This is a genomic window from Pseudidiomarina sp. WS423 (genome assembly GCF_050750165.1).
Taxonomy (GTDB): domain Bacteria; phylum Pseudomonadota; class Gammaproteobacteria; order Enterobacterales; family Alteromonadaceae; genus Pseudidiomarina; species Pseudidiomarina fusca.
The window spans coordinates 117385-137008 of record NZ_JBOJLN010000001.1; the positions used below are offsets into that span (position 1 = coordinate 117385).

The following is a 19624-nucleotide window of genomic DNA, read 5'->3' on the forward strand; positions in this document are numbered from 1 at the left end:
CGTTTTTCAGCATAACCAACCCTGCAATAACTGCGGGTTGGTTACCTTGAGTACCTTGTTGTGTTGCAATGGCGCTTGCCAAGTTAATTCAGTACTGAATAACTCATCGCGCCGAAAAGCATGCACCGTTACTGTCTGTCCTGGTTGGTAGCGCTCGAACATCTCTTTTAGGGTGGCATCCGTGACCTGCAAATTATCTATCGCAATAACCCTGTCTAAGGCACTTAAACCTGCTTGCTGAGCAGCCTCGTGCTCATACACTGTTTGCAATTCTAAGCCGGCGCCAGTGGCTTTGTATTTGGCGCCTAAAGACACCGAGTGCGTTGGCGTAACGGCCTTACCGACCACACTATTGTCATCGGCACTGGCGGCTGTAAGCAGGCTCACGCCAAACTCCGCCAATAATTCGGCTAGAGGTAGTTCGCTGGTGCCATACACAGCAGCATCGATAAACCCCGCCAACTGAATGGCGTACTGCTGATTTACAAAATCAACAAAGGTTGTTTCTTCTGTACCTAGTGAGGTGGCCCCATAGGCTTGCCAAAAATCCTTCAGCACCAAGCCTAGGTTAAGTTGATGTTGGCTAGCTAAGCGGATCTTAAGATCCAGGCATAAGGCTATTAATGCCCCTTTAGCATAGTAGCTGACGATGCTATTGGGCGAGTTCTCATCTTGTTTGTAAAACTTAGTCCAAGCATAAAAACTGGACTCTGCAACCGACTGTTTGGTCACTCCGGCAGCACGATAAACACGTGCAATGGTGTCACCTAGTAGAGTGAGATAAGTCGCTTGATCGATTAAACCTGCTTGGTGCAAAACATAGTCGTCATAATACGAAGTGATCCCTTCGTAGAACCAAAGCTGCTTAGTGTATTGCTCTTGCTGCAATTGATAAGGCAGAAATTCGCGCGGCTTCAGGGTTTTTACGTTCCAGCTATGAAAGTATTCATGGCTGCATAAACTTAAAAAGGTGCGGTAATCGTTATCAATTACAGCTTTGTTGGCTTTGGCTAAGTCTTTACGGCTGCAGAGCAGGGCGGTGGAGTTACTGTGCTCGAGGCCGCCAAAACCTTTCCCGACCACCATGGTTAAAAAGAGGTACTGTTGGAACGGCGGTTGATGGCCAAACATGGCGATTTGATATTCACAGATCGCGGCTAAATCTGCGCAAATACGTTCACTATCGGCGAATTCACGCCCGGCCAAGACGAGTGCATGCTTCACGCCGCCGGCGATAAATTCATGAATATTAAGCGGCCCCATCAACACCGGATAGTCTATCAGTGCCTGATAATTTTCGGCGCGAAATTCACCCGCAGCAAAATGGCTACCAGACAGGCGTGGCATACCTGTTGCAAGACGCCAACCCTCAGGCACAGATACTGCCACCTGGCAGGGCTCTTCGGACAGTTCGACCACTTCTAGGCATAAACTTGAGTGATTGTAGAACCCAAAAAATTGGTCTAGGTAAGCACTGCGAACGGATAAATCAAAAGCATAGACCTGATATTCAACGGTTACCGTGCCAGCTTGTTGCGGAAAAATACGCCAGCTTTGTTTATCCACTAAGTCGATGGCAACGGCGTGACCGGCCTGATGCGCAGTCACTTTACTTAGATTGCGGGCAAAGTCGCGAATCATGTAGCTGCCAGGTATCCATGCCGGTAGACGCAAGGTTAGGGCGCCCGGGCCAGTGACAGGAATATCTAGCGCCACTCGAAATTGATGAGCGGCGGCATTATCTACACAAATTCGGTACTGCAACATACACACCTCATGAATTGCCAACAATAGCAGGGCCAACGCCTAGCCAACTATGAATGACGTTATAGTAACACGAGGGATAGGCGCTATATAGCTCTCGCAGTGCGATAAATAGCACCGCTTTATCTTGCTAAATAGGTATAATTAAGGCAATGACATACAGTGACAGGGGCGTTATGAACCAGACTTGGAAATCGCTACTTGAAGATCGTAATCGCTTTTTCTGGGTGCTACAAGCAGCCGGTTGGAGTGGTTATGCTTTAGTGCATTATATTGGCTCGTTAATGCATGAAATGCGCGACATATACGTCCTGATTTTATTATTAGGTGCTTACGCGGGGTTTCTGATTACGGTTCCGTTACGTTATTTGTACCGACGTATTTGGGATGCTACGCCCTGGCTATTGATCGTGGTGGTGCTAGCTGCTTCCTATGTTTCAGCGGCTTTGTGGGCCGTCATTGATAACGCGACTTACTGGGAAATCTATAAGTTTGGTTTTAGGCCTGATAGCCCTTGGTTTTACTTTAAAAATACCATCGCTAAATTTTACATTATGTTGAGTTGGAGCGGCCTGTATTTTGGCATCAAGTATTACCAAATGCTGCAAGAAGAAAAACAAAAGGCGTTATTAGCCACTTCAATGGCGCACCAAGCGCAGTTAAAGATGTTGCGCTACCAATTAAATCCGCATTTTTTGTTTAATACTTTAAACGCTATCTCCACGCTCATTTTGGTGAAAGAGAATGAGCTAGCTAACCGGATGATGTCAAAGCTAAGTTTGTTTCTTCGGTTTAGCTTAGATAACGAACCCATTAAGAAAATACCACTCGAGCGCGAAATTGAGGCTTTGATGCTGTATTTGGATATTGAGAAGGTGCGTTTTGATGAGCGTCTAAAAGTATCCTTAGACATTGATGACGAAGTTAAACAGGCGCTGGTGCCTAGTTTAATGTTACAACCTTTAATTGAGAATTCGATTAAATACGCCATTGCCAAAATGGAAGATGGCGGTGAAATTATCGTTAAGGCGCAAAGGTTTAGCGAAGATTTACTGATTAGCGTCGCAGATAACGGACCGGGAAGTAAAAAGCCCATTAAAGACATGATGAAACAAGGCGGGGTGGGATTAGTCAATACTCGTGAACGCTTACAGGCCTTGTATGGAAAGAATTACTCCTTTACATTAGCAGAGAATAAGCCGCAGGGCTTACGCGTAGAAATTCGTATTCCATTTGAGCAGGTTGAATCATGACGCAAAAAATCCGCACCTTAGTAGTTGATGACGAGTCGTTGGCCCGCCGCGGGCTAGTGGTGCGATTACAGGCCTTTGACCAGATTGAATTGTTAGCCGAGTGCCAAAGTGCGCGGCAAGCGCTGGCCATGATTGGCGAAGAACAACCTGATTTGGTGTTTTTAGATATTCAAATGCCGAGTATGAATGGCTTTGAGTTATTGCGTGAGGTTAAAGCTAGTGGTTTTAAGATGCCGTTAGTGGTGTTTGTCACAGCCTACGATCAATATGCGATTAAAGCTTTTGAAGTGCGAGCCATCGATTATCTGTTAAAGCCTGTTGACCACGAGCGCTTAGAACAAAGTATTAAACGGATTGAAAAAAATCTCGAGCAACGTGAACAAGAACAGCAACAGCAGCGTATTCTTAATTTGTTAGCTGATGCTACCGGCGAAGATTGCGAAGATATTCTTAAACGTCTAGCCAGTGGTGATGACGTTAACGTGGCTCGCTATCCTGAGCATATTGCGATCAAAGAAAGTGGTGAAATAACTCGCGTAGCCATCAACTCAATCGAGTGGGTAGATGCGGCGGGGGATTACATGTGTATTCACGCTAGCAATGAAACCCATATTCTACGACGCACCATGAAAGAGCTTGAAGAAGAATTAAATCCGCAACGGTTTCAACGGATTCATCGCTCGGCCATTGTTAATATGGAACACGTAGAAAAGCTCTGTAGTCGTCAAAATGGTGAGTACCACATCGTTTTACGAAACGGTAAAGAGCTTAAAGTAAGTCGTAGTTATAAGGATAGAATAAAAAAACTCATTCTTAACCCCTGAGGCTGAAAACCTATGTTGAAAAAGCTTACCCTACTAGCCATGCTGACGTTCCTGGTAGGCTGTTCAACTCAGTTAGGATACCGCTTCGCCGATACCATCATCGAGTGGCAATTGAGTAGCATTGTCGAACTACGGCCAGAATTGCAACGTGATGTGGATCAGGTGATTACTGATTTGCATCAATGGCACGCCCGTGAAGAAATGCCTCGTTATCACCAGGAGTTAGCAAAAATTCGTACCGCTATTGCCAACGATGAAGTGGATGCGGCCTTTTTAGACACCAGCTATGAGGCTGTGTGGCAAGCTTGGCAACGTATTTTAGAGCAATTAGAACCGCATGCTCAGTCACTCCTACCTCGCCTTAATGATACTGAACGAGCCCAACTACGAGAAAGTTTGGAGCAACGTCAGCAGCAGCAAATAGAGGAGTTTCAGGAGCGCCAACAAGAAGACCAACCGCAACGGCGCTTACAGCGGGCTGAGAAAAATGTAAAAACCTGGCTGGGCTCAGTCAATAGCGAGCAGCGACAGTTATTGCGTCAATGGCTAGCGCAACGGGTGGATAATCAACAACAATGGCTGCTTTATAGCATGCAGTGGCAAGCACAGTTTTTGCTGTTAGTGGACTACCCACAACAGCAAGACTTTGAGCAAAAGTTAAAGTTACTGATGTTTTCACCACAAGAGTTACGTAGTGATGAGTTGCAGCAAAGTATTGAGGCCAACAGGGTGTTAACTACGGATTTGGTGCTAGCTATTTACGCTAGCATGGATGCTAAGCAAAAACGTCATTTATTAAGAAAAATAGATGGCTATTTGGATGATATTGATGGCATTGTCCGCTATTACCAATAGCGCCGCTGAGGTTAGCAGCGACGCTATTTAATACCAAACCAAGCGTCGAGTTAGCGTACTTCGATAATTTTACAGGTATTGGTAGAACCAACGGATTCCATCACATCGCCGTGGGTTAAAATAACCAAATCACCACTGACTAAATGGCCACGCTTTTTCACCTGCTCAATCGCGTCATGCACTAACTCATGGGGTTCACTTTGCGTTGAGTCAAAGTTAATCGGGTAGACCCCACGATAAAGCGCACAACGGGCTCGACTGCTGGCATGCCGAGATAGTGAAAAGATCGGCAGAGCGGTATTAATACGTGACATCAATTTTGCCGTTGAGCCTGATTCTGTAAGCGCAATAATCGCCTTGACTCCAGTTAAGTGAGTAGCCGCATACATGGCGGTGATGGCGGTCGCTTCTTGGATGCTGGAAAAGGTTTCTTCTAAATCAGTATTGTCAATCACCACACTTGGATGAGTTTCAGCGCCCAAGCAAATTTCTGCCATCGCCTTGACCGTAGCGACTGGGTGCTTACCGGCGGCAGTTTCGGCAGATAGCATCACTGCATCGGTGCCGTCTAACACTGCGTTAGCGACATCCATCACCTCAGCTCGCGTTGGCATCGGGTTTTCTATCATCGATTCCATCATCTGCGTAGCTGTAATCACCACTTTATTGAGTTGGCGTGAACGCTCAATGATGCGCTTTTGTTTACCCACTAATTGAGCATCGCCAATTTCAACGCCTAAATCACCACGGGCCACCATCACGGCATCAGAAGCGCGAATAATGTCATCTAGTGCGGCATCGGAAGCCACGGCTTCAGCACGTTCAATTTTGGCACAAATCAAGCCATCACCACCGGCAGCGCGCAATAGCGTCCGCGCTTGATTGATATCGGCGCCGGTACGAGGGAAGGACACCGCAAGATAATCTACCCCTATGGCTGCCGCGGTTTTAATATCTTCTAAATCTTTATCAGTCAGTGCTGCTGCCGACAGGCCTCCACCCAAGCGGTTGATGCCTTTATTATTCGATAATTTGCCCCCCACCAAGACAGTGGTGGTGACCTGATTGCCAGAAACATCTTCAACTTGTAACCTAACACGACCATCGTCGAGCAGCAAAATATCGCCAACATCTACATCTGCAGGGAGTTGTTTATAATCGATGCCAACCCGCTGATGGGTGCCAGCGTTTTTGTCGAGTTCGGCATCCAGTACAAAAACATCGCCTTCATCTAGCGTAATCGCACCATCTGCAAATTTTGCGACACGAATTTTCGGGCCTTGTAGATCGCCTAAAATGGCCACATGAACGCCCAGGCTTTGCGCAATTTCTCGAACTTGCGCAGCACGTTGCTGATGATCAGCCGCGTTACCGTGAGAAAAGTTTAAACGCACCACATTAGCGCCAGCTTTAATCAGAGACTCTAAAACGTGAGGGGAATCGGTGGCAGGACCGAGCGTGGTAACGATCTTAGTACGACGTAACATGACAGTACTCCTTAGTGATAAGCTTAAGAATTATATCACGTTAAACCTTAGGTAACATAGATTCTGGCGCTTGGCGCAGGTTTTAAGTACAATAGCCAGCAATTTTTCACGCAACCGTCAAATTTACTCAACATAAAGGTAACCTCATGAGTGATCAGCAACAGGATCTGACTTTACAGAGCTGGCAGGAACGCCAAGAATACGCAGAAATGATGCAGCCTTTAATTGGTCGTCTATACCGTAATTACGGGGTGGAGATCTTAGTCTATGGCCGCTCGTTATTAAACGTTGACACCATTAACATCATCAAAGCGCATCGGTTAATTCGTCGCCACGAAGGGGTGAAAGTACGGTTGCGCGAAAGCTTTCCATTCATTGAAGCTTTAAGCAAAATGCAATTGGCGCCAGCGCGCGTTGATTTAGGTAAATTAGCTTACAACTATTTGCATAAAGATGCGGGTAAGGGCGACAGCATTGAAGCATACCTGCAACGCGAACTCGCAGACATCATCGACAAAGCTGATGAAATTGCAGCGCAAGATGTGGTGCTGTATGGTTTTGGCCGGATTGGTCGATTGCTAGCACGGTTATTAATTGAGCGTAACGGCAGCAATAATAAAATGCGTTTACGCGCTATTGTTGTGCGTGGCGGGCGTGACGGTGATTTAGAAAAACGTGCCAGTTTATTGCGTCGCGATTCTATTCACGGTCCATTTAATGGTTCTATTACTGTTGATCACGAAAACAGTGCCATCAAAGCCAACGGCACCAGCATTAAAGTGATTTACTCAGACGGTCCAGACCAAATTGATTACACCCAATACGGAATCGATAACGCCATCGTGATCGACAATACCGGCATTTGGAAAGATGAAGCTGGCCTAGGCTTGCACTTGAAATCAAAAGGTGTGAAAAAAGTCTTGTTAACAGCACCAGCCAAAGGCGGCATCAAGAATGTGGTTTATGGTGTGAACCATGACGACATTTTGCCAGAAGATCTAATTGTTAGCGCTGCTAGCTGTACGACAAACGCCATTACGCCGGTATTGAAAGTAGTTAATGATGAGTTTGGTATTCGCAATGGCCACGTTGAAACAGTGCACTCATATACCAACGACCAAAACCTTATTGATAACTATCATAAAGCTGACCGTCGTGGTCGTTCAGCGCCATTAAACATGGTGTTGACCGAAACCGGTGCGGCCAAAGCTGTTGCTAAAGCGCTGCCAGAATTAGCCGGTAAATTAACCGGGAATGCGATTCGAGTGCCAACGCCAAACGTATCTATGGCGATCATGAACTTAAACTTAAACAAGTCGACCAGCAAAGACGAAATGAATGCCTTCTTGCGTGACCAAGCATTGCATTCAGAGTTGCAAGCGCAAATCGATTTCACCGCTTCAACCGAGATTGTTTCGACCGATTTAGTTGGCTCGCGTTACGCAGGTGTGGTTGATTCACAAGCGACCATTGTTGACCAAGACCGTGCGGTTCTGTACGTCTGGTATGACAATGAGTTTGGCTACAGCTGTCAGGTTGTTCGTGTAGCTGAGCAAATGGCTGGTCAGCAACTGCTGAACTTACCTAAATAGCAATACATCCATGCAAAAGCGCCTTCCGATAGGCGCTTTTTATTTTGTCCGCAACCGATGAAACCCAGGTTGCGGCGACTCTATTCATTATAAAAAAGGGGAACGCGATGTTCATTACGGCCCAATTTGATAGCGGTAATATCGAGGTTATCGAAGCTAATTCAGTAGACAATATTCAGTTGGCGATTCGCAAAGATAACCAATCAGATTTTTATCAATGGTTCCATTTTAAGCTCTACGGTGAACCCGGTGTTGAGCATGTGATGACCATCACCAACGCCGGTACTTCAGCTTACCCTGATGGCTGGAAAGATTACGGTGCCGTCGCATCCTACGATCGAGAGAACTGGTTCCGGGTACCTACCGAATACAACGGCAAAGAACTGGTGATCCGCTTCGCGCCGGACCAAGAAAGTGTTTATTTTGCATACTTCGCACCATACTCCTATGAGCGTCATCAAGACCTAGTACAGTGGGCGCAACAAAGTATTGAATGCCAGCACGTGCTATTGGGCCAAACCCTTGATGGTCGTGATATGAATCTGCTGGTGATTGGCGAACCGGACGACCATAAAAAGGCTATCTGGATTACCGCACGTCAGCATCCTGGTGAGTCTATGGCCGAGTGGTTCGTAGAAGGCCTGCTAAGTCGCTTACTGGATGATGAAGATGGAACCGCGCGACGGTTATTAGAAGACAACGTCTTTTATGTTGTGCCTAACATGAACCCTGATGGTAGTGTGCGTGGTCATTTGCGTACCAATGCCGTCGGCGTAAACTTAAACCGTGAGTGGGCAGAGCCAAGCCTAGAGCGTAGCCCTGAGGTTTATTTGGTACTGCAAGCTATGGCAGCAAGTGGGGTAGACTTGTATTTGGATATTCATGGTGATGAAAATCTACCCTATAACTTTTTGGCCGGTTCAGAAGGCATCCCAAGCTATACTGAGCAGATGGATAAATTAGGTGAGCAATTTAAGCAAACCTTACTGAACATTACGCCAGAGTTTCAAAGTAAATTTGGCTATGAGGTGGATAAACCAGGTGAAGCTAACTTAACCGTAGCTAGTAATGCGGTGGCAGAGCGCTTTAACTGTTTAGCGTTTACCTTAGAAATGCCATTTAAAGATAATGCTGATTTACCTGATGCTGATTTCGGTTGGTCTGCCAATCGTAGCCAGCAGTTAGGTGCCGATGTATTAAGTGCGATTTATTCAATCGCAAAGAACTTGCGCGACTAAGTCGCGCAAGCTAGCTTAAAAGCGAACAACAACAATAATAACGCTAGGGGGACACCTTGGAAGCAATTAATAATTTCTTACTGCTACTAGATAGCTATCTAGGTTCGGCAGCCTACTTCCCATATATTCTGTTGGGTGTAGGTTTGTTTTTTACGCTCTACTTGGGCTTTCCACAAATCCGTTTTTTCGGGCATGCTTGGAAAGTGGTCACGGGAAAATTTGATAAAAAGGGTGCACAAGGTGATACCTCGCACTTTCAAGCTTTATCAACCGCATTATCGGGTACTGTGGGTACTGGTAATATCGGTGGTGTGGCCCTAGCTATCTTTTTGGGTGGTCCAGCAGCTTTGTTCTGGATGTGGATCACTGCCTTTTTGGGGATGACCACTAAATTTGTTGAAGTAACTTTATCGCACAAATACCGGGTACAAACGGAAGATGGCACCATGGCCGGTGGCCCCATGTATTTTATGGACCGTCGTTTGAACATGAAATGGTTGGCCGTGATTTTTGCGATAGCCACCATTATCAGCTCTTTCGGCACTGGTAACATGCCGCAAGTAAATAACATTGCACAAAGCATGCAAGCCTCGTTTGGTATTGAACCTATGTTAACGGGTGGTATTTTGGCCATCATGTTAGCCATGGTTATCATCGGAGGCATTAAACGTATCGCTGCAGTGACCTCAAAAATTGTGCCCATCATGGGCGTGCTTTATATCATAGGTTCACTAAGTGTTATTTTATTTAACTTAGACCAGATTGGGCCTTCGTTTGCAGCCATTTTCAGCGATGCCTTTACTGGCTCAGCAGCTACTGGCGGCTTCTTAGGTGCGACCTTTGCTTACGCCTTTAATCGCGGGGTAAACCGAGGCTTGTTCTCAAACGAGGCAGGTCAAGGTTCAGCTCCGATTGCCCACGCAGCAGCGCGCGCCGACGAACCTGTATCTGAGGGCATGGTGTCCATTTTAGAACCTTTTATCGACACCATAGTTATCTGTACCTTAACCGGTTTGGTGATCTTGTCGTCCGGGGTTTGGTCAGAGAAGCATACAAATGAGTTCTCTCGTACTGACCTTGAAATCGTGGCCGGCCACTATGACGATACCACTCAAGCGGATCGCCAAGCCTTATACCATTACTTAAATGGTACCTCTGAAAATACTATTGAGAAGTACACAGGTACGATTGAAGTCGCTAATGGTAAACCTGTGAGTAATGGCTTTACCATTTTGCATGCGCGCTCGGTTGCAGAAAACGTGCGCTTTATTGTAGCTGGTGAAGACCCGTACACGGGTGTCCTTAGAATCGATAATGGCGCCTTACGCAAACAAGATATCCAAATTTTTGGTGATTCATTGATTCACTCAGCAGCACTTACCGCCAAGGCCTTTGGGCGTGGCTTCTTAGGTGATGCAGGTGAATACATTGTGCCTATCAGTTTGCTGCTGTTTGCGTTTTCTACTGCCATTGCTTGGTCCTATTACGGTGATAGGGCGGTGGTCTACCTGGTTGGACAGCGTGGTGTCATGCCTTATCGGATTCTGTACGTGGCTGGCTTCTTTGTCGCCTCATTTGCCGATACCACCTTAGTGTGGACACTTTCATACGTCGCAATTGTGTTGATGACTCTACCTAACTTATTTGGTTTGGTGTTACTCAGACGCGAGATGAAAGATACGGTGAAGGCTTACTGGCAGGATTTTGAAGCCGAAAAAAATGGCAGTCAATCTGACAAGTAACCATTGATTGAGTAAAAACCCGCTGCGGCGGGTTTTTATTTGTCCGCAATCTCTGGGCAATGCTTGAATTTACTCTGAGATCCCTTATATTGCCTACTTAGATTGCTGAAAATTGAGGTACCCATGGCGTTAATAGAATGCCCGTCATGTAACAAACGCATGTCCGACAAAGCAGACACTTGTCCCCATTGTGATTTTCGGGTGGCAGGTGCAACTCCGGAGCAACGTAATCGCGAGCTAGAGCGCTTATTACAAGCTAAAAAAGATAAAATATTAGGCCAGTCTATGCTTGCGTTATTGATCGCAATTGCTGCCTTTACGTATTTTTTCATTCAGCAACCTCATCCCGAGAGTTGGCAGTCGAGCGCAGCATATGGTGCTATGATTGTTGGCTTAGTGTGGTTTGTGCTTAACCGCGTTCGATTATTGTTCTTAAAAAGGAAGCGTTAGTCATGCAGTTTGACGAACTTCTCGCCAGTATTACCCCGGAAACTTTTGAGCGTTTGTTGCAAGCCGTTGAATTAGGCCGTTGGCCCGATGGTGCTAAGCTTTCAGAAGAGCAACGTGCTAATTCTATTCAACTCGTGATGGCCTATCAGGCGCGCTACCGGCCATCGGATGAGCCATTTCGGATTGGCTCAGATGGGCAATTAGTCACACGCAGTAAGCGCGAGATGAAGGCTGATTTAACTGGAGCTGGCACCATTGCGAGCTTTTCACTCAATGATAACTAAGGCAATAACACTGTTATGAGTCAAACCCTTGTAGACTATCAGCTGTTAATTGAGCAAGCTAAAGCCATTACCGCTGATGAACCCGATCTGATTGCCAACTTGAGCAACCTGTCAGCCCTTATTAACGAGACCTTAGCCGATGTTAATTGGGTCGGCTTTTATCTAACGCGGGCGCCTGAGTTGTTGGTGTTGGGGCCATTTCAAGGTAAAGTAGCTTGCTTACGTATTGCCTTTGGCAAAGGCGTTTGCGGTACGGCCGCCGCAACACGGCAAACCCAACTAGTAGAAGATGTCCACCAATTCGCTGGACATATCGCCTGTGATACTGCTTCTAACTCAGAAGTAGTAGTACCTTTAATCGTAGCGGATCAGGTGGTAGGGGTGTTAGATATTGATAGCCCTAGTGTGGCTCGCTTCAGTCCAGCTGATGCGGCTGGATTAACCGAGTTAGGCCGATTCATTGAGAGTTTAGACTGGTCACAGTTGCAACCTAGCGCCTAGGTTACGGAAACATAAGGCTAACCATGTATAACGAATTTGATATTTATGCGTATTTAGTTAGTCAGCAAGATATGCAGTTTTTTGAAGGCGACGAAGAAACTGCAACGGATCAATTAAACGAAATGCTGCACTATATTGTCGACTTTAGTGAAGAAACCGACACTTTAGCGCAGCTTGAAGAAGTGGTACGCCGTGTACTTTTTGAATGGATAGAAAACCCAGCCTTGCTGGAGCTAGACAGTGAAGAGATGCAGGCTTATATAACGGAGCAACTGGCGGATGTACGCCAGCAGGATATTGACGAAGATGACCCATATTGAAGAAAACCAAACCGCAAGTAAGTTATCCAAAACTAAAGACGTGATCGCTTATTTAGCGGCAAAGTTTCCGGCCTGCTTTTACGCGGAAGGAGATGCAAAACCTCTAAAAATTGGAGTGTTTGATGACCTTGCCGCACGTTTAGATGATGATGAGACGGTCAGTAAAACGCGTTTGCGTATTGCCTTACGCCACTACACCAACAGCTGGCGTTACCTCCGTACCGTAAAAGCTGGCGTTGAACGGGTTGATCTAGATGGAAAGCCAGCGGGTATTGTAGAAGAGCAGCATCAACAACATGCCGAAGAGACGTTAGCGGCATCCAAAGCGGCAGCAGCAGAGCGTGCAGCGGCGAAACGTAAAGCAGAGGCAGACAAAAAGCCTCGTAGCCGAGCACCAAAAGCCGCACCAGCAAATGCTGCACGGCAAGCACGGGCTAAGCGTCCAGCTCGGAAGCCGGCTGCAGCAAGTGCCAGCAGCATCAACGCAAATAACACGGCTAAAGCAGCACAACCACAGTTAGCTGCAACGACAGTAGCTGCACTTAAAGTAGGTCAGGCTGTGCATGTAAAAGCCGGCGTTGCGCCTATCCCAGGTAGTATTACTGAACTAGACAAAAACGATGTGCATGTGCAACTTCAAAACGGCTTAACGGTCAAAGTTAACGTTGCCGCAGTATTTGTTGCCAAGCAGGAGTAGTAAGTATGAGTAAAAAAGGGTTCACACGAAAGGCGATCGCAGTATTTATTGGTTTATCGTTAAGCCAAGTAGCACTTGCTTTGCCACCGGCACATCAATTGGACGAACTGCCTGAGTTAGCACCAGCAGCTCAGCATGGCGTAGCTAGCCAACGTGTGAAAAACTTTTTTACGCGCTATCACTTCAAGCAAATGGAACTGGATAACGAACTCTCAGAACAGATTCTTGAGCGTTATTTAGAAATGCTTGATTACAATAAAATGTTTTTACTGGCTAGCGATATTGAACAGGCCCAAGAATATCGGTTGCTGTTTGATGACATGATTGATTCAGGCAAGCTTAGCCCCGCATTTTCGCTCTATCAGAAGTCTTTGCAGCGGCGCTTTGAACGCTACTCTTATGCGTTATCCTTGTTAGACGAAGAACAACCCTTTGATTTCACTGAAACGGGTGACAAGTATCATTTTCAGCGTGAAGATGCGGATTGGCCTGCAGCAGCAACTGAGTTGGATGAACTGTGGCGTCAGCGGGTTAAATACGATGCGCTCAACTTAACCATGGCGGGTAAAGAATGGCCTGAAGTTGTTGAAACGCTTGGTAAACGCTACAACAACGCCCTAAAACGCTTAACTCAAACCAACAGTGAAGATGTCTTCCAAACGGTAATGAATGCCTTTGCACGCAGTGTCGAGGCGCACACCAGCTATTTGTCACCGGTAAATTCAGAGCGGTTTGAGCAGAACATGAACCTTTCCCTAGAGGGAATAGGGGCCGTACTGCAAGCGGATTACGATTACACGGTGATCCGCAGTTTAGTTCCTGGTGGACCCGCTGATAAGAGCGGGCAAGTGGCCGTAGATGATAAGATCGTTGGCGTGGCTCAGGGTGATGATGACGATGCTGACTTTGTCGACGTGATTGGCTGGCGGCTTGACGATGTGGTGGAGCTGATTAAAGGGCCCAAAGGTACTACGGTTAAACTACAAGTACTTAAAGCGAACCAAAGCGCCAGTGCCACGCCCAAAGAAGTGATGATTGTACGCGATAAGGTAAAACTCGAAGACCGTGCTGCCAAGATTGAGATCAAGCAATCTACGGATGATAAGTACGATGGTCGGGCCACCGCGCTGATTACCATTCCAGGCTTTTACAATAACCTCACCACTGATGTAGTGGCGTTATTAGAGGAAGCTGCCGCAGCGAATGTGGAAAGCTTAATCATCGATTTACGTGGCAATGGGGGCGGTTCGTTAGCTGAAGCTATCAGTTTGACGGGACTATTCATTGACCAAGGTCCTGTGGTACAAGTTGCCGATGGTAGCGGTCGGAAAGAAGTCAACGGCGACCGCGATGGTAAAACTTTCTACAATGGTCCCATGGTAGTGATGGTTGATCGCTACAGTGCGTCTGCCTCGGAAATTTTTGCCGCCGCTCTGCAAGATTATAACCGAGCGGTGATTGTGGGTGAAAATACCTACGGTAAAGGCACAGTACAACAACATCGTGGGATTGCACGGCCGTTTGATTTTTATGACGAGCCTTTAGGTAGCGTTCAATACACCATGGCTAAGTTTTATCGAATTAATGGTGGCAGCACGCAATTACGAGGGGTACAACCTGATTTAGAGTATCCATCCATCATTGATGCTGAAGAGTTTGGTGAGAGTTCGCAAGAAAACGCGTTGCCGTGGGATCAAATTACCCCAGCTAAATATCAAACTACCCATAGCATTCGTGGTTATGATTTTAAAACGCTGCAGCAACAACTCGATGAACAGATTCAAGGAAACCCAGAGTTTAATTATATTTTTGCTGATATCGAACGCTATCAACAAGAGAAAGAAAAAACTTGGGTCAGCTTGGTACTGGCTGAAAGAAAAGCGGAAGAAGCGGCCGACAAAGCTCGAAACCTTGCCCGTGCTAATGAACGTTTACAGCGTTTAGGACAGGAGCCGGTAGAGAAAATTGACGAAATTCCGACCGATTTAGAGGCGCCAGATCCTTACTTAGAAGAGACAGTCGAATTGGCGTTTAGGTTAGTAGATCAAGCGAAGATGGCTGCTAACTAAACTAGCTAATCTGTTGATATACCATTAGAAAGCCGCTTTTTGCGGCTTTTTTAATGGACAATCACTGGGTTTGGAAATAGGTGAATGGTAGCTTGATTGTGCCTGATGACAGCACACAAGAATATGATCTTAGTCCGAGCTGGTTTATCATTAGCCTGACTAGAACATAAGCCTAGCTCACGCAATCGTGAGTAGACGATAAAAATAATAGAGAATATTTATGCAACACACCCCATCTAACGGAACCCGTTCGCCGAGTGTTCTGCAAGCTGCCACGCCGCTCGTGGTATTGATTATCATGCTAGCCAGTTCAGTGTATCTCTTTGGCGAAGATTCATCTTATGGACCAAACCAAATTGCACTTTGGATAGCTGCCGGCGTTGCAATTGCCATCGGCTTTTACAACCATTTTAGCTGGGAACAAATCGAAGATGGCATCAAAGAGGGGATTTCGGTAGCCCTTGGCGCGCTCTTGATTATTCTGGCCGTGGGTTCGCTTATTGGTACTTGGCTTTTAGCCGGCACCGTGCCTAGCATGATTTATTACGGCTTAGAGCTGCTTGATCCTAGTTGGTTTTATGCTGCTAGTGCGTTGATGTGTGGCATTATTTCGTTAGCAATCGGCAGCTCATGGACGACCGCAGCCACCATCGGGGTAGCCTTAATGGGGGTTGCGGCAGGTATGGGCCTATCACCAGCTATTACCGCTGGTGCTGTTGTTTCTGGTGCCTATTTCGGTGACAAAATGTCACCTTTGTCAGATACCACTAATCTAGCGCCAGCTGTGGCTGGCACTGAATTGTTTGCGCACATTCGTTACATGGCACTTACGGCGGGACCTGGCTTTGCCATTACCTTGATTATTTTCCTAATCTTGGGCTTCAACGCTGATACTTCAGTGAGCTTACTTCAGCTAGAAAAAATGCAGCTAGAACTACAAAATACCTTTAACATTGGTTGGTTAATGTTAGTGCCTTTGCTAGTTTTGTTATATCTAGCAGCCACCCGCAAGCCAGCGTTACCCACGGTATTTTTTGGTGCCTTATTAGGCGGCCTTTGGGCGGTTATTTTTCAACCAGAAATGATCAGTAAGCTCGCAGAAGGGGACGATTCTTATGTTGCGACCCTGAAAATTGTTTGGCTTGCACTTACTGATGGGGTAAAAATTGAAACCAGCTCAGCTGATCTGAACGATCTTCTTAGCGGTGGCGGCATGTCAAGCATGCTAAATACCGTATGGTTGATTTTAAGTGCCATGACCTTCGGTGCCATTATGGAGAAACTAGGCCTATTGCAACGCCTAGTTGCTGGTATTTTAGGGTATGTGAAGTCGGTAGGAAGCCTGATTGGAGCTACGCTATTTACTTGTTTTGGCGCCAATGTACTCACCGCAGACCAATACATGGCGATTGTCTTACCCGGGCGCATGTACCGCGAAGAATTTGAGCGGCGTGGGCTTGACCCACGAGTGTTGTCTCGTACTTTAGAAGACAGCGCTACTTTAACCTCTGCATTAATCCCGTGGAACACTTGTGGTGCCTTCATGATGGGTGCTCTAGGTGTCAGCCCATGGATTTACGCCCCGTTTGCGTTCTTTAACTGGATAACCCCATTGATTGCGCTATTCTACGGTTACACCGGTATTAAAATTTTGCGCCTAGAGCAAACGGCCAAGCCAACCACAGCCTAACGAGGTGTGTACTCCCTATGAGTGAGAAACAAGCTAAGTTCCGGAGCGATTATCGTGCTCCGGACTTTTCTATCAGTACTGTTGAACTAACCTTTTATCTCGACCCTCATCACACCCGCGTGCATAACCGCATGCAAGTTCATCCGCAGCGCCAACAGCAGCCACTATGCCTTGATGGCGAACAATTAAAGCTACTTGAAGTGAGTATTAACGGTGAACTTTTAGACGCCAACGATTATCAACTTGACGCCCAGCAACTGGTGCTAACAAAGGTTCCAGAACAAGCGTTTGAGCTAGAGGTGGTCACTGAAATTGACCCTGCTAATAATACCGCGCTTGAAGGTTTGTATCAGACCAATGGTAGTTTTTGTACTCAATGCGAAGCGGAAGGTTTTCGGCGTATTACTTATTATCTTGACCGGCCGGATGTGCTGGCGATTTTTACTACTACCATTTACGCCGATCAGCAACAGTATCCTTATCTCTTAAGTAACGGTAATCCTCAGGCATCAGGTACCACTGCCGCAGGCCAGCAGTGGGTTACCTGGCACGATCCCTTTCCTAAACCAGCTTATTTGTTTGCCTTGGTGGCTGGCAACTTTGAGTTACTGGAAGACCATTTTACCACTCGTTCTGGTAAACAAGTGCTGTTGCAGCTCTTTGTCGACCCCGGCAATTTAGCGCGGGCCCATTATGCGATGCAGGCGCTAAAAAACTCCATGGCCTGGGACGAACAACGTTTTGGGCTTGAGTACGATCTAGATATCTACATGATTGTCGCCGTGGACTTTTTCAATATGGGGGCCATGGAAAATAAAGGCCTTAACGTATTCAATTCACGTTATGTGTTAGCTGATGCTGCAACCGCGACTGACCAAGACTTTTTGAATGTTGAATCGGTTATCGGGCATGAGTATTTTCATAATTGGACCGGTAATAGAATTACCTGTCGGGACTGGTTTCAACTGAGCTTAAAAGAAGGTCTAACGGTTTTTCGTGACCAAGAGTTTAGTTCCGATTTAGGCTCGCGGGCGGTTAATCGGATCCAAGCTATCCGAGTGATGCGAAGTCATCAGTTCAATGAAGATGCTAGCCCTATGGCGCATCCGATTCGGCCTGACAAAGTTATTGAAATGAATAACTTTTACACAGTTACTGTGTACAACAAAGGGGCCGAGGTTATCCGGATGCTACACACTTTGCTTGGTGAAGCGGGATTTCAAGCCGGCATGCGTTGTTACATTGAGCGCCACGATGGCCAAGCCGTGACCTGTGATGACTTTATTGCGGCGATGGCTGCGGCTAATCAGTGCGATTTAACTCGGTTTAAAAACTGGTACAGTCAAGCCGGTACTCCAGTTGTTAGAGTAACAGAAAACTATACTCCAGCGAGCGCTCAGACGGCGGGGCAGCTTCGGCTTAGGTTCGCACAACACACACCAGCTACGCCGGGGCAAACCGCCAAACAACCAGTACATATCCCGGTATTGCTAAGTGCCTATTCAAGCCGCGGCGAACGTCTTGAATTAACTCATCCAGAACTGCAACTGCACGAATCGGGCAGTTATTTATTTGAGCTCACCGAGGCCACGGCAGAAGTGACGATAACCGGATTACACGAGCGCCCCATACTGGCTTTATTAGAGAACTTCAGTGCGCCGGTACGCTTAGAATACAACCAAAGCTTTGCTGATAAAGCGGTGCTGTTGGGGTCTGCAGAACAAGAAGTAACGCGCTGGGAAGCTGCCCAACAGATGTATCTAGACTTGCTCACCGCAGCAGTAGCTAAAGATGGGTTAGTCAGCTTGCCACCGGAAGTAAGTATGGCTTTACAAGAGCTTCTGGCAGCACCACTGGATCCTGCGCTAAAAGCTTTAGCCTTGACCCCGCCGGCCGCGGAAGAATTAGCCGAGCATTATCCGCAGGATATTCCGCTTGCCTTGATTGGGTTGGCTTGTGAGCAATTAAAACGAGCGATTGCGGCAGCCTTGGCAGAGCAATTAGCCACCTGGTGGCAACAACAGCAAGGTCAACCTTATGAATTAACCGCGCAGGCTATTGCGCAGCGCAGCCTCACGCATCTGGCTGCCTACTATTTAGCGTTGAACGATCCTGAAGCTTTCAATAGTGAGATTAGCCAAGCTTTTAGCCATGCCGACAACATGACGAGCCAGCAGGCGTTACTACAAATTGCAACCCACTTAGAATTAGCTTGTGCAAGTGACTTATTAGAGCAATTTGAGTTGCGCTGGCAACATGATCCTTTGGTCTTGGATAAATGGTTTGCGGTGCAAGCTAGTGCACCTGTGGCGGGCACTGTTGCACGGGTAGCTGAGTTGGTTGATCATCCGCGTTTTAATCGAAATAACCCGAATCGTGTCTATGCGTTGTTAGCTACTTTCAGTCGCAATCTGCTGGCTTTTCATCAAGCTGATGGAGCAGGGTACCAAGTGGTTGCGAGCATGGTCAGTTACTTGAACGGTAAAAACCCTCAAGTGGCAGCGCGGCTTATCACGCCATTCACTCAATGGCGACGGTTCGATAAGCAACGTCAAAAGCTGCTGCTTGGTCATCTGCAAGAGCTGCAACAATTGCCGAATTTAGCGCCTGATTTGGCCGAGAAAATTAGCAGTAGTTTGGCTCCTGATATGCAGGCCTAGCCGCAGCCTTTGTAATAATCATGCAAAGCTTTTGGATAAACATGTTCAGACCGCGAAATTCGTGGTCTGAACACTGTTTTTTGTGCTTTATAATGATTGAATAACCTAGCTAAATGTCCGACAATAATATGAATTATTTCGCTGTGTGATTTTACCGGCTGGCGGTGCCAGAGGGTAGAACCACATCGTTATATCTCA

General features: G+C 46.7%; 16 protein-coding genes. 14 read left to right on the top strand and 2 right to left on the bottom strand.

The genetic code is table 11. The annotated features are described in order from the left end of the window. Positions 1–6: 6 nt before the first annotated feature. Positions 7–1767, bottom strand: a complete 1761-nt coding sequence (locus tag ACQ661_RS00580) for a M61 family metallopeptidase (RefSeq protein ID WP_431667327.1) — start codon at positions 1765–1767, stop codon at positions 7–9. A 173-nt stretch (positions 1768–1940) separates the two neighbouring features. On the opposite strand from ACQ661_RS00580, the gene ACQ661_RS00585 reads away from it, so the two are divergent. The 3 genes from ACQ661_RS00585 to ACQ661_RS00595 are packed head-to-tail and all read left to right on the top strand — an operon-like array spanning position 1941 to position 4696. Beyond that, a complete protein-coding gene (locus tag ACQ661_RS00585) occupies positions 1941–3017 on the top strand; it encodes a sensor histidine kinase (protein ID WP_110075058.1) in 1077 nt (358 codons plus the stop codon). After that, positions 3014–3841 carry a LytR/AlgR family response regulator transcription factor gene (locus ACQ661_RS00590; protein WP_110075059.1) on the top strand — a complete coding sequence of 276 codons (828 nt, stop codon included), beginning with the start codon at positions 3014–3016 and terminating at the stop codon, positions 3839–3841. The genes ACQ661_RS00585 and ACQ661_RS00590 overlap by 4 nt, the downstream gene beginning before the upstream one ends. A 12-nt stretch (positions 3842–3853) precedes the next feature. Next, positions 3854–4696 carry a DUF6279 family lipoprotein gene (locus ACQ661_RS00595; protein ID WP_431667328.1) on the top strand — a complete coding sequence of 281 codons (843 nt, stop codon included), beginning with the start codon at positions 3854–3856 and terminating at the stop codon, positions 4694–4696. Positions 4697–4746: 50 nt separating this feature from the next. Here the strand turns inward: ACQ661_RS00595 and pyk are convergent, their stop codons facing one another. Further along, positions 4747–6183: a pyruvate kinase gene (pyk, locus tag ACQ661_RS00600; protein WP_110075061.1), complete on the bottom strand. Its 1437-nt coding sequence runs from the start codon at positions 6181–6183 to the stop codon at positions 4747–4749. Between the two features lie 146 nt (positions 6184–6329). Between pyk and ACQ661_RS00605 the strand changes: the two genes are divergently transcribed. From ACQ661_RS00605 to pepN, 11 genes are all read left to right on the top strand, one after another. Next, a complete protein-coding gene (locus ACQ661_RS00605; RefSeq protein WP_313932314.1) occupies positions 6330–7775 on the top strand; it encodes a glyceraldehyde-3-phosphate dehydrogenase in 1446 nt (481 codons plus the stop codon). 107 nt (positions 7776–7882) lie between these two features. Then, on the top strand, positions 7883–9013 hold the full coding sequence (locus ACQ661_RS00610; RefSeq protein WP_431667329.1) for a M14 family metallopeptidase: 1131 nt from the start codon (positions 7883–7885) through the stop codon (positions 9011–9013). Between the two features lie 56 nt (positions 9014–9069). Continuing rightward, on the top strand, positions 9070–10755 hold the full coding sequence (locus ACQ661_RS00615; RefSeq protein WP_431667330.1) for an alanine/glycine:cation symporter family protein: 1686 nt from the start codon (positions 9070–9072) through the stop codon (positions 10753–10755). A 159-nt stretch (positions 10756–10914) separates the two neighbouring features. Next, positions 10915–11205, top strand: coding sequence for a hypothetical protein (locus ACQ661_RS00620; protein WP_228759429.1), 291 nt, complete (start codon positions 10915–10917; stop codon positions 11203–11205). A gap of 2 nt (positions 11206–11207) precedes the next feature. Further along, positions 11208–11489 carry a YeaC family protein gene (locus tag ACQ661_RS00625; protein WP_110075066.1) on the top strand — a complete coding sequence of 94 codons (282 nt, stop codon included), beginning with the start codon at positions 11208–11210 and terminating at the stop codon, positions 11487–11489. A gap of 15 nt (positions 11490–11504) precedes the next feature. Continuing rightward, the gene (locus ACQ661_RS00630) at positions 11505–11990 is read left to right on the top strand and encodes a GAF domain-containing protein (protein WP_110075067.1); all 486 of its coding nucleotides are present in this window, start codon (positions 11505–11507) and stop codon (positions 11988–11990) included. 23 nt (positions 11991–12013) lie between these two features. After that, positions 12014–12310: a hypothetical protein gene (locus tag ACQ661_RS00635; protein ID WP_110075068.1), complete on the top strand. Its 297-nt coding sequence runs from the start codon at positions 12014–12016 to the stop codon at positions 12308–12310. Next, positions 12297–13007 carry an RNA chaperone ProQ gene (gene proQ / locus ACQ661_RS00640; protein ID WP_431667331.1) on the top strand — a complete coding sequence of 237 codons (711 nt, stop codon included), beginning with the start codon at positions 12297–12299 and terminating at the stop codon, positions 13005–13007. The genes ACQ661_RS00635 and proQ overlap by 14 nt, the downstream gene beginning before the upstream one ends. A gap of 5 nt (positions 13008–13012) precedes the next feature. Next, on the top strand, positions 13013–15076 hold the full coding sequence (gene prc, locus ACQ661_RS00645) for a carboxy terminal-processing peptidase (RefSeq protein WP_431667332.1): 2064 nt from the start codon (positions 13013–13015) through the stop codon (positions 15074–15076). A 220-nt stretch (positions 15077–15296) separates the two neighbouring features. Next, the gene (gene nhaC / locus ACQ661_RS00650; RefSeq protein ID WP_431667333.1) at positions 15297–16766 is read left to right on the top strand and encodes a Na+/H+ antiporter NhaC; all 1470 of its coding nucleotides are present in this window, start codon (positions 15297–15299) and stop codon (positions 16764–16766) included. A 17-nt stretch (positions 16767–16783) separates the two neighbouring features. Next, positions 16784–19426 carry an aminopeptidase N gene (gene pepN / locus ACQ661_RS00655; protein WP_431667334.1) on the top strand — a complete coding sequence of 881 codons (2643 nt, stop codon included), beginning with the start codon at positions 16784–16786 and terminating at the stop codon, positions 19424–19426. Positions 19427–19624 lie beyond the last annotated feature (198 nt).